Origin of the sequence: Bacillus sp. ISL-18, from assembly GCF_018613415.1 — a bacterium.
Lineage (GTDB): Bacteria > Bacillota > Bacilli > Bacillales > Cytobacillaceae > Neobacillus.
On the sequence record NZ_JAGGQG010000030.1, the window covers coordinates 103,766 to 116,465 of the forward strand.

Sequence of the window (12,700 nt, forward strand, 5' to 3'; positions counted from 1 at the left end):
CATCTCCTAATCATTTGGTTGAGTTACCTATCTAGTTTTAGTCATCATTTGACTCTGTTATTAAAATTATTAAGTCCTTAAGTAACATGATCTCTTCAGTAATCCATGCTTCTGCCCACAAAAACAATCCAATTGTTTCGAATATTATAAAAGATAGCCTCACTGAATCATTTCCTGTAGTAAATAAATTAGAAGGAGGTTTCCCATGAAAACAAACGAGCTTGATTATCCTAAAGAATGGGTTGAACTGGTAAAAGAAGCCATGAAATCAGGCATAAAAAAAGAAGACTTTAAAAAGTTTTTAATAAAAGAGAAAGACAAAAGGCAAAACAAAGGTTTGACTTATTAAAATAAACAAACCGATATACTGTTTAAACTAGAATTGTTTCACTATAGATAAAATTAAGCCTTTACAAACAAAAAATAAGTAAATTTTGTTTTAAAGGCTAATTGATTTTTGATTCGTGATTCATTAAAACCCTGGACAATGAAACGACTACTTTTTATTGTTTTTTTTCAATTCAATTGTTATCTCATTAATGCGTTTTTCTACCTCATAAAGGTTCTTCTGCATCCGATCCCGCCGGCTGGTCAAGACCTGTAATTCCTGTTTTAATTCCTCTATTTTGCTCATAATTTCTCCTCCGTTTGACGATAAATCAGTAATATGCTTGCAAAGAAACATTTTTAGACAGGTTTCTCTGCTTTCTATTATTCTTATCATAATCATTAAAAATTCATTATATCAAATTGATTATTTAATTTGTTAAAAACTTGTTCGCATGTGCAGAATTGTTAAAAATATCCCTTTACTAATTTACTTTTAGATGGCACTTGTCCATTCCATTTGATTCTAAATGCATATATTATCAATACCACCAAGCATTAAATACCTCCAAATGAAGCGTTTGCATTGATTGCAGACGCTTTTTTTATTTTTTAAAAAATGGTATAAGAAAATCGCTGATTTCTAAATAACATTGTGACGCTTGTCCAATCATCCTTTATGTTAAGAAATATATATATATAGAAGTTAATACTTCAAAAAAGTCAAATAGGTGGTGAAATAATATGTGGGGATCTTATGGCTACGGTGGTGGCTATGGCGGTGGCTATGGCGGCAGCAGCTTTGTATTAATCGTTGTTTTGTTCATTCTATTAATCATTGTTCTGAGCGCTTGGGTTTAATTTAAAGCCGTTTGTTTTGGTCTATGTCATTTCCTATTTTAGCAAGGAATGGAGGTGTTGCACATGGATGGATTAAGAAATGGTTTTGCTTTAATTGTCGTATTGTTTATTCTCCTTATCATTGTAGGATCTTCTTTTATGAGAGGTTATTAATTTGTACAGAAACAATTTGAGTTCGATAGGGAAAAAGCCGATTCTATTAACGCTAATGGTTTTAACATGAATCAAGGAGCCTTCGGGCTCCTTTTTTATTAATCCGCTGTACTATAAAAAAATCTATATTATTTTTACAACATGGTTTATTATGGTAAGTTATATCTATACTTTTAAAACAATTTTTGCAGTGAAAAGGGGGCTAACGTTGAAGAAGATATTTATTGTTCTCCTATTGTTTACTTTTTTATTATTAACTGCTTGTAATTCAGCCAGAGTCCCTATGCACACAGATCAAAAACAAATGATGAACATGAAGCCCCTTACTGGAGAAGAAACACGTTCAGAATGGACCGCACCTGATCACATTAGCGCTAATCAGTCAGTGACAATCTCTATTCTTATTAAGGATAAACACAATAAGCCAATAAAGGAATTTGAAACGGTTAGCACTAAAAAAATGCACTTAGTAGTAGTCAGCAAGGACCTTTCTTACTTTGACCACATCCACCCCACCTTCAAGGGCAATGGCCGTTTCGAGATAACAACTAAATTTCCTGCAAGCGGTGACTATAAACTCATTGCTGAGATGACACCTGTTGGGGCCAGTGATTACAGTATTGAAAATCAATGGTTAACGGTACAGGGTTCTCCCCCCCTGCCAAAACCGATTGAACCTGAAACAGAAAGATCAAAAGTGATTGATGGAACAAAAGTAACCCTTACTTTTGATGAGAAACTAGCAGCAAAGAAAAATATCGATATGAACTTCACTTTATCTGATACTGCTACGAATAAACCTATTAAAAACTTACAGCCCTACCTAGGTACGGTTGGTCATGCGGTCGCTATTGATAAGGATGTTAATCTGTTCATGCATATTCACCCATTGTACCCGAAAGGAACAGGTCCTAAAGTTGTTTTTATGACCTATTTCCCCACAAAGGGCGTTTACAAAGTCTGGGGGCAATTTAATGTCAATGGACATATATTGACTGTTCCATTTGTACTTAATGTTGAATAGACATGAAAAAACCTGTTCAAGCTATGAACAGGTTTTTTCCATCTTCTTTTCTCCTTGTATGGTTCTTTATTTTATTGACTGCCTACTCTCACTTTGAAGTCAGTATCAATCGTTTCTAAATCTTTGGTCAGAACATGGACATGTACGTTCCAACGACCTGCCATATTGAAATTCATTCCCTGTCCTTCATATTTGCCATTTTGGACTTTTATTAAGGTCTTAGTATCGTCACCCATATCCATTTCTAACGATGTAAACGTAAGGGTTACTTGCTCAATCCCCTTCATAGGCTGACCTTTTTTGTTTTTCAATGATAAGACGAAATCATTTTCCCCTATAACATTAGGAGTCGCTTCAAAAGTAATGCTACTTCCCTGATTATCTTTATTCGTTTCCTTAAACGGACCTGGAGACGCCATAGCAGTGGGCAAATTGGTTAATAAGACTGAAAGAATTAACACCGATAATCCTGTTATCAATTCTCCCCATAAGGATGAGGTCAAGCCTTTTTCTCTGTTTCGTTTCCCTTTAACAAAATTAACCGCAGCAAAAACCATCATGATCATCAAGAGAAAAACCTTGCCTAACAACACACGTCCGTAATCAGTAAATAAAAGACTCCGAAGATTAGGAATAAAGGAAATACTACTAAAAAACCCGCTAGTGGTTAACAGGAGGACGAATAAGACTCCCCATTTAGAAAATCTATGGATTGTGTCAAAATACAGTGTCTTTGTATCCGTCTTTCTACTCAGAGGGATCAAAGCTACTAGAGTAACGATACTCCCTATCCAAATCGAAGCAGAAAGTAAATGAATAAAATCTAACGGAATGGTTAGATAAACATTTGTAGACGAGGCAGCATGACTCGTAAATGTTTTTGATAGGATCAAGCCGGTGCCAAGAATAAAGGAAACCCACATCCATAACGGTTTGAAGTTTGTTTTTTGTATGAAGTATGCAGCAATAAAAACGAAAAACAAGCAACAGATTTGAAGAATCCATATTTCTCCAAAAAACGTGTTCTCTAGGATATCACTAAATACTTCAACGCTTAAAACCTTCCCCCAGCTCAAACCCGATTCAATCGTTGCCTGCAATGGTAAACTCAAAATCATACTTAGAGCTAATATCATGATGGAAAGCTTTGCTATTTTACTTATAATAGTTAACACCCATGTATCATTTATTAATTCTTTACGAAGAACAAAAAGGCTAAAGAAGAGGATTCCAAGGAAACACGCATTACTCATATATTGGAGCCAGCGAATAATGATAAGATCAATTTTTGGGCTATAGCCCTTGGATTCATGATCATTTGAACTGTCTTGGGCGTTTCCATTTCCAATTTGGAATGGAATCACCCCCTGTACTGGATGACCATCACTAGAAACCACTCGCCATTGGATGCTGTAGGTGCCATTAGGGAGACTTTCATCTAAATTACATTCAATAATGGATGGATTTTCAGCATTAACCCCTCCATTTTTCTGGTCCACTCGCTTACCTGATGAATCAAACACTTCTATAGAATTAAAAGACGTCTGAATTCTCTCATCAAATTCAATAGATACCTTTTTTGGTGCTTCTTGTATGATTTCGTTTTCGTATGGGGTAGATTTAAGTATGTACGCATGTGCTGAAACAAGTGAAGGATAAAAAAAGATAAAAAGGTATAATACCGTCATAATCAAGCTGCTGTATTTAAGCTGTTTCACCCTATTACTTCCCTCTTTTTGAAATGGCCGCATATCAAACTCCTGTTCTTTATTAAATTTACGTCAACAAATATACATTAGGATAATTTTTCGATTTAAACAAGTAACACATGATTATTTTGAGTAAAAGTTTAATTCAATCGCTTTTGTTACCAAAAATGAAGTTCAAATTATGTATTATTCTCAACGGTGCCTCCCCTCTTTACTGCTCACCAATTAAGAAATAAAAAAGACCGCCGCGGCGATCCTGTTAGAAGATCAAAAAAGTTATTTATTTAATGTTAATGTTAATTCAGAGAAATGAACAAGTTCTATTTCATGTTGACCTTTTGTTGGCTCAGCAATTTCACAATAACCAGAGGCATATTGGTGGATTATCATGTATTCTTTGCCCTTATAAATTACTCTTATCTTATCCAAAGAATTCACATCCTTCGAGTTTCTACATCTATCATAGTGTAAATTAACTCAAAGGTCTGTGTCTTTTTACCGACAATTCTTCAATTTACCATTATTTGTATTATTTATCCTTAGAATCGTTTTGGATTCATATTTTATTTTTCCTCGTAGCGCAACATTTATTTGTTTATTCTACTATTTAAATGGCAATAGTATAGTATTAGCTTATACATGACAGGAGGAACCTCTCATTCACTCATTTCAAGGGATGCATAAATCTTTTTGGGAATACCATAAAGCTTATGATCACAGAATGTTTGCATGGAAGCATGAAGTACTATTTACTTGGGAATGGTGGCTGGGTATTATACTTACATTCATTCCGTGGATTGTATGGATTGTTTTAAGAGAAAAGAAAAGCACCAGTCGATTACTTTACGCGGGTTCCATTGTAGCTCTTATTTCTTTAACATTGGACAATGCAGGAATTCAGTTATCTGCATGGAATTACCCAAAACCTGTTACACCGATTATTCCATCCTATATTCCTTTTGATTTTTCGTTAATGCCAATAACCATAATGTTTCTAATACAAAAGTTTTATAATAAAAATCCATGGATTATTGGTTTCATTTTTGGAAGCATTACCGCTTTTATCGGTGAACCTATTTTTAAATGGCTTGGCTTGTATGATCCTATAAATTGGAAAGTTGGGTACTCTGTTCCCTTTTATGCATCTATCTATTATGTAGCTTATAAAACCGCCATGAGTAAGAATTTCAGTCAATTAGGGGCATCCAAGTGATGCCTTTTTTGTGTTTGTTTAACGAATGTATAAAAAAGAAGGTTCCCTAAAAGTTAAACTTTCGGGAAACCTTCTTTTTTAACAAACACGTTAGTGAAATTCCGTAAAAGTATCTATGCCTTCATCATTTTGCTCTATTTGATTAATTTTTTCACGAATGTATCGATTGGAATAGACCAATAATATAAGCATCATACCTAAACATCCGCTAATAATTAACAAGAAATACTGAAACCAAACACCGAAATCTAGAATCTCCATTAAACTTCCTCCTGTTCATTTTAACTTCATGTCGTTTGTACCTTTTTTAAATGTGCCGTTACTCCGTTCTACCCATGACTTAAGAGAATTTGCTTAAAGGTAGTTCATTTTGTTAAAGTATATACCCGAATACAAGTAAATGAATCATTTAAAGTAGCTCTTTGATCGATAAAAAAACAGTCAAAAAGCGGTTTCCCCTTCCTAATTTGACTGTTATAATTGAGCTTATGATCTATTTAGGAGGATTCCGCCATGACTACATTTGAAAAGTTAAAGCCAATTATTGCAGACCAACTGGGTGTCAAATTGGAGAATATCAGACCAGAAGCATCATTCAAGGATGATTTCGAAGCTGATTCACTTGATATGGTGAACTTGACGATGGAAATTGAAGATGAATTTGCGATTGAAATTAGTGACAAAGTCGCCGCAAAGCTTCAAACGGTCGGTGATGTTGTAAACTATATTCAAAACCGTTAACACAAAAAGAGCATCGAATGGATGCTCTTTTTTATTTCTATTAATGAAGAAACTAAAATACATATTTCTTCTTTGTTTTTAGCACGATAAAAGGGAAAGGCGTGTTAACATGTTACCCAACCTAATTAGAATTGGACTTTTGTTAATTTCTTGGTCAACTCTTTTCTTTATTCCAAAAAAAACATTGAAAACCTATACCCCGGTAGCAATATTTGCTTCAATACTATTAGTAATCGAAAGTATTTTAGCCGTTCCATTTAAATGGTGGACAGTAAAGGGAGGACTACTACATAAATTTTTTAATGATTTTAGTTTTATTTTTGGACCATTCTTTGTTGGAACTATTTTGTTCTTTCGTTTTACCTTCAGAAAATTTTGGCTTTATGCAATCACTAATTTATTAATGGATTTATTTCTTGCTTTTCCTGTAAGTTGGCTGTCTCAGAAGCTAAACGTTTTTAAATTAGTCAACTTTAAGCCCAAACACATTTTTTACACAGCTATTATTTATGCTATTGTTATTTACGGCTTCCAAAACTTTATAACACGTTCAAAAATCCGTAGATAAAATAGGTAAAAATATATTCTTTTAACAAAAAGGGAAGTCTCCTATCGCACTAGTGCAATGAGAGACTTCCCTTTTTTTTATTACTAGGAAAACATTAAAAAGAATTTTCCTCAAGGGTAAGATTATACAAACAGCTTGATTAATTCATCTTTTGCGGTAACTTTTCCTTCATTGGCAGGCAACACATCTAAATATTGATTGGTATTGGTGATGACAACAGGTGTTTTTACATCATAGCCTGCCGCCTTAATGTTTTCTATATCAAATTCAATTAGCAAGTCACCACGTTTTACCACATCCCATTGTTTTACATGTGAAGTAAAAAATTTACCCTTTAAGTTAATGGTATTCACTCCCACAATAATTAAGATTTCTGCTCCGCCTTCTGAGGTAATCCCAATGGCATGCTCGGTTGGAAATAAAGTCGTAACAACTCCATCAACAGGTGCGACCACTTCACCCTTTGTTGGTTCAATCGCAATCCCTTTTCCAACCGTCTCCGTAGAAAAAAGAGGATCTGAAATTTTACTTAATGGAACTATTTCTCCGCTTAATGGACTTCCAATGATTTCCCGCTGCACATTCGAGATACCAAATTCTTTAACCGTTTTAGCAGCGACGGTGTCGTTCTTTCCTTCATACCCCAAGACAAGTGTCAAAACTAGTGCAATCACTAAAGCTCCTAACGTACCAATCAAATATAATCCGATCGGTGTAAAGACTGGAATGGACAAGAAGCTTGGGAGCGCAAATCCAGTCCCTTTTACCCCAAATGTCCCGTTTATCGCTCCGCCAATTGCCCCTGCTATGGCAACAATCAACATGGTTCGTTTGTAGCGTACTAAAAGACCGTAGGTGATGATTTCTGTTGTACCTGCTAAGGCACCTGGAATAAGCCCCGATCCAGCAAGTGTTTTCAAGTCTTTATCTCGAGTCTTGAAGAAAACCCCAAGAGCCATCCCCATTTGAGCGAATGGAGCTGCAGCAACCATTGGGCTAAGTGGATCTAAACCTTTCGATGCAAGGTTGGCAAGAAATATCGGAATAACCGCCCAGTGAAGGCCTAATATCGTCAGAAAGGACCATGCAGCACCCATCACCGCACCTGTTAAAAGACCGCTTCTTGCACTTAAAAATTGAATTAGAATTGCCAATGCCTCACCAACATATGTACCAAATGGACCAAAAATAAGAACAGTCAAGGGAACAATTACAATTAAGGAAACAAGTGGATTAACGAACATTTGTAAGTCTTTATAGATAACCCTTTTAAGAAGCTGATTTAATAAGGAATAAATAGAAACAGCAATCAAAATCGGAAAAACGGTGGAGGCGTAGTTCGCCAATATCACTGGAACTCCTAAGAACTCCACGTTTTGGGCCTTTGCTGCTACCAAATCTGTATAATGCGGCTCTAAAAGTGCGCCGCCAATCGCACCGCCGACAAAGCCATTCGCTCCTAGCTTTGTCGCTAATGTAATCCCTAAAAAAACCGGAAAAAAGTAAAAAATAGCATGCCCAGCTGCAGAAAAGATCGCATAGGTACCACTCTCATGAGATAACCATCCTAATGAGATCAAAATCGATAATAGAGCCGTAATAAGTCCAGATCCAGCAAGCACGCCTAAAATAGGTGCAAAACTTCCACTGACTGTTCCTAAAATTTTATTCATCACGGTTTCTTTTTTTTCTACTGTACCATCACTCGTATTAATCGCGTTCATGTTGTGTTCTCCTTGCTCGTAGTTTTACGGTTGAGTTTTTGGAATAATACCCTCTTTAATAAACCTCCCATTTATTTTTAGCAATAAAGGACACAACCATTCTCAAATCTCATTCATAAATATTAATCTTCGTTAAACATAAGAAAGGAGATACCGAAGTATCTCCTTTAATAAAATATAGGAATTATTGGTAAGATGGTTCTACTGCCTTTTTATTTCTCAACTCGTTGTTCACATACTTTCTACTCTTATACAAAAATGAAGTTAATTCTGTCCCAGTTAATTCCTTTTCACTTTCATCACAATAATCTAACCCTTTACCATGAATGGTCCATTTCTCTTCGTCTGGATAAAACATTAATGTCCAATCCCCATTTCGGATATGATCTTGGAATATAAAATAATGTTTATTCCCCTGTTGATCAAATTCAGCGAGGTCTAAGAAGTTATTTAGAAAATACGCAATATCTTTCTTGGATACTATCAATTTCATATTTCCCTCTACCTACCTTTTCTTTTTCTATTTATTTTAACATAATCTGCTAAAATTCTGATAGAGGGATGATTCTTTCTTTTGAATTGGCTGGAAATCTAAAAAAATAACTTTACCTTTTTAAGCTGTCTCATTCCAATTATGCTCGGATTCGTTTACAGTACGAAAAATCTGTCTGATAAATAAAATTATAGCAGATGATGAAAGTCATCCTGTCCATTTGATAAGAGATTTGCCAGAATAGCAGAGTTTTCCTGATCTGCATCATATTGTAACACATCGTCATATTCAAAAAGTTGGAACGTATCTGGAAAGGTATTCCTCATATACTGAACAAAAGCCTCCATATTTTCTTCACCATTTCTACGGAATTCCATCATGATGGACCGGAATTTATGGGGCGGAATATCGCATTTAATATGATAGGATTTTGTAAACCCAATTTCTTTTGAGCTGTACAGATTATATGTAAAAGACATGATCATCACCATCCTTCTTTAGCTTTGTTATTTTCTCCATAATTAGAATTTTGGATGTACAAGAGAATTGAACATATTTTTTCTATACATCATCCACAGATATTACATCGGCAATGAAAAGATTTTCTTGTAAAAAAATACAAAACAGGTCGGCCGAATCACCTTGCAGCTGTGTGTTTCGTACTGTAAAACCCTCATATTGCTGTTTTAAAAGTTGTTTTCGAAATTTATCATTGGCTTCCTCTTTATTTAAGAGAGTAGCTTGGTCCTTCCAAGTAAGGTTTCCCCTCTTGGTTGCAAAATAATCACAAAAGGGGTCGCGATCACTCATAAACGATTCATATGATTCATATTCCTTTAGGTTTGGTTCATCAATAAACACTCTGTAGATAAAGCCGCGGACAGGTTTTTCATATTGCACGACTTTCGGTTCCCCATCGTCCCAAAACTCAGTTTTTGATTTTTCAATAACCGTCTCGGTTCCAAATGCAAAAGGTTTCGCTGCCTTCATTTCTGACACAAACCAAAATCCAATCGTATCAATATCGTTTGGTAATCGTGGAATGGTGGTTGTTTGTGTAAAGTGGTCAAATTTTTTTAAGGAACCATGATAAACGATCATAAGCAAACCCTCCTTTTTTAGATTACCCAATTTTTATAGAAACATTTAAGGATAAGAATCAAACAATTGATTTTAAACTTAGAAAAATTAGGTCGTTTTTCCAGAGAAAGTATAATGTTATTTTTTCACACTGGATGTATAATGAATGTATCGTGCTAGACGGGGAGGTAGCGGTGCCCTGTACTCGCAATCCGCTCCAGCGGGGTTGAATTCCTTTTCTAGGTTAATTCGCTGTAGGGTCAGTCTTAAAAAAGTGATGTTGACGTCTTGGTCCTTCGCAATGGGAATCCATGAACTATGTCAGGTCCGGAAGGAAGCAGCATTAAGTGGAAGCTCTCATGTGCCGAAGGGTTGCCTGTGCTGAGTTATCTTTTTTTTGCAACGCTTATGGAGATTAATCGACAGAAGGTGCACGGTTACATATATAATCGAAAACTCATCCATTTGGATGAGTTTTTTTGGTTAACTAGATTTACTGGTTATGATTTTGTTGAGATTTTATCGCCATTTTTTCGAGTCCATTTTCTCTGTCAAATTCTACATCAGCAACTGGCGCGCCTTTTTTATTTTTTGAAAATCTGCTTTTTTTGTTTTTAGTCATTTTGCACCTCATATTTGTTAGTTTTGTTTCGTCAAGGATGCTTTTTCTATTCTTGAATGGCACCCACTATTTTAGTTTGCTTTCTAATGGCTAAGCTATTCGATTATCTTTGATGACATAAGAAAAAGACGTGTGAGGTTCACACGTCTTTTGTATATCTTACCTTTCAATTGGTATTAAAGCTGGGGTGGAATGGATTTCGGCAGGATTGCGGTTTTTTCCCCACTCTCCCCTATCGAACATTCATCTCGTTCGGATTTGGACCTTTACGCCGATTGCGATTGATCTGATTGATTTCATTCATTTCAGCAGAAGTCAGTTCGAAATCAAAAACTTGAAAGTTTTCTTCGATTCTAGATGTTGTAACCGACTTTGGAATGACAATCGTATTGTTTTGTAAATGCCACCGTAAAACGGTTTGAGCTGGTGACTTATCATGGGATTTAGCAATTCGTTGAACCACTACATCTTGGAGCACTTCTCCACCTTGATCCAGCGGGCTCCACGCTTCTATAAAGATGTTATGCTTTGCACAAAACTCTTTTAGATCATTTTGGGCAAGGTAAGGATGGCATTCCACTTGGTTTAGCACCGGTACTACTTCACATTCTTTTAAAAGGCGCTTTAAGTGTTGTATTTCAAAATTACAAACACCGATAGCTTTTACGCGGCCATCGCGGTAAAGCTTTTCTAATGCTTTATAGGTATCCACATACTGGTCAAATTGAGGAGTGGGCCAATGAATCAAGTAAAGATCGACATAGTCCAGTCCTAATCTTTCTAAGCTTTCTTCAAACGCACGGAGTGTATTTTCATACCCTTGGTCACTATTCCAGACTTTTGTCGTAATAAATAATTCTTTACGGGGAAGAGATGATTCTTTAATTGCTTTTCCCACGCCTTTTTCATTTTGATAGATCATCGCCGTATCGATGGAGCGGTAACCTACTTGGATTGCCGTTTTAACTGCAGCAGTGGCTTGATCATCTTCAACCTGCCACACACCAAAACCAAGCTGAGGCATTTTTAATCCGTTGTTTAACGTAACAAAATTCATGATATTTGCTCCTTTTCACGATATCGTTCTAGCGATTTGGGAATCCTGGTATATACTGTCTTGGGACTTCTGTTTCTTTCCGAAGGGCGGATGCGGCTTCTAAGGTCCAATATGGATTTCTTAACATTCCTCTTCCGACTGCCACAAGGTCCGCGTCTTCGTTGCCGATCACAGCGTTTGCTAACCCTGGTTCATCTAGTCTTCCTACAGCGATTACAGGGACATTTAGTGCTTCCTTAATGGCTCTAGCTAATGGGACTTGGTACGCAACATGCGTTCCAGGTCTTCCGGCCGCAGCGATTGGCCCTTCTCCCCCTGCGCTTACATGGAACATATCTACGCCTGCCTGCTGATAAACTCTGGAAAATTCAATCGCTTCGTCGATTCCATAACCGCCTTCTACGTATTCTCTTCCAGAAATGCGCATGATTAATGGCATATTTTCAGGCATTTCACTTTTTGCAGCCTGAATGACTTCTTTGCCAAATTTGGTTAATTCCTGTCCGTACTCATCTGTTCGTTTATTTGTGTAAGCTGATGTAAATTGATGAATCAGGTATCCGTGGGCACCATGGAGTTCGATTACATCAAATCCTGCTTTTATAGCTCGTTGTACAGCCAGGCGGAATTTTTCTACCATATCTTTTATATCTTCTGTAGACAGGGCTCTTGGTGTTTTCGAATTTTCGTCGAATGGAATGGCTGATGGAGCAACGGGTACTTCTGCATCTTCCGCTTTTCTTCCCGCATGAGCTATCTGAATCCCAACTTTAGCTCCATATTGATGGCAGGCGTCTACAATCCGTTTTAATGGAGCGATATGTTCGTCTGACCATAAACCTAAATCATAATCAGAAATTCGGCCGTCTGGTTCCACATCCGTCATTTCAATAATAATTAAGCCGGCACCGCCAATTGCCCGGCTAACGTAATGCACATAATGCCAATCTGTCGCTATTCCATCTTTATTGGTAACCGAGTATTGACACATCGGTGGCATTACAATTCGATTTTTCAATTGCAGTCCTTTTAACTGGTAAGGTGTAAATAAATGTTCCATGTGAACACTCCTTCGATCGATTAGCATTTGCAAGAATTAGGCTGTGCTAAAAAGACATATAACAACAT

At 36.4% G+C, this 12,700-nt stretch carries 17 protein-coding genes and 1 other RNA gene; 8 read left to right on the forward strand and 10 right to left on the reverse strand.

What is annotated here, in order from left to right; translation table 11 throughout:
- The first annotated feature begins 205 nt into the window (after positions 1-205).
- Positions 206-349 (forward strand): anti-repressor SinI family protein, encoded by a 144-nt coding sequence (locus tag J7E81_RS28385; RefSeq protein WP_215047525.1) that lies wholly within the window; start codon positions 206-208, stop codon positions 347-349.
- A gap of 147 nt (positions 350-496) precedes the next feature.
- Here J7E81_RS28385 and J7E81_RS28390 read toward each other — a convergent pair whose 3' ends face one another.
- Positions 497-634 (reverse strand): hypothetical protein, encoded by a 138-nt coding sequence (locus J7E81_RS28390; RefSeq protein WP_215047526.1) that lies wholly within the window; start codon positions 632-634, stop codon positions 497-499.
- Positions 635-1,071: 437 nt separating this feature from the next.
- Between J7E81_RS28390 and J7E81_RS28395 the strand changes: the two genes are divergently transcribed.
- The 3 genes from J7E81_RS28395 (at position 1,072) to J7E81_RS28405 (ending at position 2,365) form a co-directional block, all read left to right on the forward strand.
- On the forward strand, positions 1,072-1,188 hold the full coding sequence (locus tag J7E81_RS28395; RefSeq protein ID WP_215047527.1) for a YjcZ family sporulation protein: 117 nt from the start codon (positions 1,072-1,074) through the stop codon (positions 1,186-1,188).
- Positions 1,189-1,251: 63 nt separating this feature from the next.
- Entirely contained in the window at positions 1,252-1,341 is a 90-nt protein-coding gene (locus J7E81_RS28400) for a YjcZ family sporulation protein (RefSeq protein WP_215047528.1), read from the forward strand.
- A 208-nt stretch (positions 1,342-1,549) separates the two neighbouring features.
- Positions 1,550-2,365, forward strand: coding sequence for a hypothetical protein (locus J7E81_RS28405; protein ID WP_215047529.1), 816 nt, complete (start codon positions 1,550-1,552; stop codon positions 2,363-2,365).
- Positions 2,366-2,436: 71 nt separating this feature from the next.
- Here J7E81_RS28405 and J7E81_RS28410 read toward each other — a convergent pair whose 3' ends face one another.
- A complete protein-coding gene (locus J7E81_RS28410) occupies positions 2,437-4,083 on the reverse strand; it encodes a copper resistance CopC/CopD family protein (protein ID WP_308162300.1) in 1,647 nt (548 codons plus the stop codon).
- A 712-nt stretch (positions 4,084-4,795) separates the two neighbouring features.
- Here J7E81_RS28410 and J7E81_RS28415 point away from each other — a divergent pair.
- Positions 4,796-5,287 (forward strand): CBO0543 family protein, encoded by a 492-nt coding sequence (locus J7E81_RS28415; RefSeq protein WP_215047530.1) that lies wholly within the window; start codon positions 4,796-4,798, stop codon positions 5,285-5,287.
- Between the two features lie 90 nt (positions 5,288-5,377).
- On the opposite strand, the gene J7E81_RS28420 is transcribed toward J7E81_RS28415, so the two are convergent.
- Entirely contained in the window at positions 5,378-5,548 is a 171-nt protein-coding gene (locus tag J7E81_RS28420; RefSeq protein WP_215047531.1) for a hypothetical protein, read from the reverse strand.
- Positions 5,549-5,800: 252 nt separating this feature from the next.
- On the opposite strand from J7E81_RS28420, the gene acpP reads away from it, so the two are divergent.
- Positions 5,801-6,028: an acyl carrier protein gene (gene acpP, locus J7E81_RS28425; protein WP_215047532.1), complete on the forward strand. Its 228-nt coding sequence runs from the start codon at positions 5,801-5,803 to the stop codon at positions 6,026-6,028.
- A gap of 109 nt (positions 6,029-6,137) precedes the next feature.
- On the forward strand, positions 6,138-6,596 hold the full coding sequence (locus J7E81_RS28430) for a hypothetical protein (RefSeq protein ID WP_215047533.1): 459 nt from the start codon (positions 6,138-6,140) through the stop codon (positions 6,594-6,596).
- A gap of 122 nt (positions 6,597-6,718) precedes the next feature.
- Here J7E81_RS28430 and J7E81_RS28435 read toward each other — a convergent pair whose 3' ends face one another.
- From J7E81_RS28435 to J7E81_RS28450, 4 genes are all read right to left on the reverse strand, one after another.
- Positions 6,719-8,320 carry a glucose PTS transporter subunit IIA gene (locus J7E81_RS28435; RefSeq protein WP_215047534.1) on the reverse strand — a complete coding sequence of 534 codons (1,602 nt, stop codon included), beginning with the start codon at positions 8,318-8,320 and terminating at the stop codon, positions 6,719-6,721.
- 184 nt (positions 8,321-8,504) lie between these two features.
- On the reverse strand, positions 8,505-8,813 hold the full coding sequence (locus J7E81_RS28440; protein ID WP_215047535.1) for a hypothetical protein: 309 nt from the start codon (positions 8,811-8,813) through the stop codon (positions 8,505-8,507).
- A 188-nt stretch (positions 8,814-9,001) separates the two neighbouring features.
- Positions 9,002-9,292 carry a hypothetical protein gene (locus J7E81_RS28445; RefSeq protein ID WP_215047536.1) on the reverse strand — a complete coding sequence of 97 codons (291 nt, stop codon included), beginning with the start codon at positions 9,290-9,292 and terminating at the stop codon, positions 9,002-9,004.
- Positions 9,293-9,374: 82 nt separating this feature from the next.
- Positions 9,375-9,914 carry a hypothetical protein gene (locus J7E81_RS28450; RefSeq protein WP_215047537.1) on the reverse strand — a complete coding sequence of 180 codons (540 nt, stop codon included), beginning with the start codon at positions 9,912-9,914 and terminating at the stop codon, positions 9,375-9,377.
- A 150-nt stretch (positions 9,915-10,064) separates the two neighbouring features.
- Here J7E81_RS28450 and ffs point away from each other — a divergent pair.
- An RNA gene (gene ffs / locus J7E81_RS28455) (signal recognition particle sRNA large type) lies at positions 10,065-10,330 on the forward strand.
- 56 nt (positions 10,331-10,386) lie between these two features.
- Here the strand turns inward: ffs and J7E81_RS31025 are convergent.
- The 3 genes from J7E81_RS31025 to J7E81_RS28465 form a co-directional block, all read right to left on the reverse strand.
- Positions 10,387-10,515 carry a hypothetical protein gene (locus J7E81_RS31025; RefSeq protein WP_285292065.1) on the reverse strand — a complete coding sequence of 43 codons (129 nt, stop codon included), beginning with the start codon at positions 10,513-10,515 and terminating at the stop codon, positions 10,387-10,389.
- Positions 10,516-10,747: 232 nt separating this feature from the next.
- Positions 10,748-11,572: an aldo/keto reductase gene (locus J7E81_RS28460; RefSeq protein ID WP_215047538.1), complete on the reverse strand. Its 825-nt coding sequence runs from the start codon at positions 11,570-11,572 to the stop codon at positions 10,748-10,750.
- 28 nt (positions 11,573-11,600) lie between these two features.
- Positions 11,601-12,632 (reverse strand): NADH:flavin oxidoreductase/NADH oxidase, encoded by a 1,032-nt coding sequence (locus J7E81_RS28465; RefSeq protein WP_215047539.1) that lies wholly within the window; start codon positions 12,630-12,632, stop codon positions 11,601-11,603.
- Between the last annotated feature and the right edge of the window lie 68 nt (positions 12,633-12,700).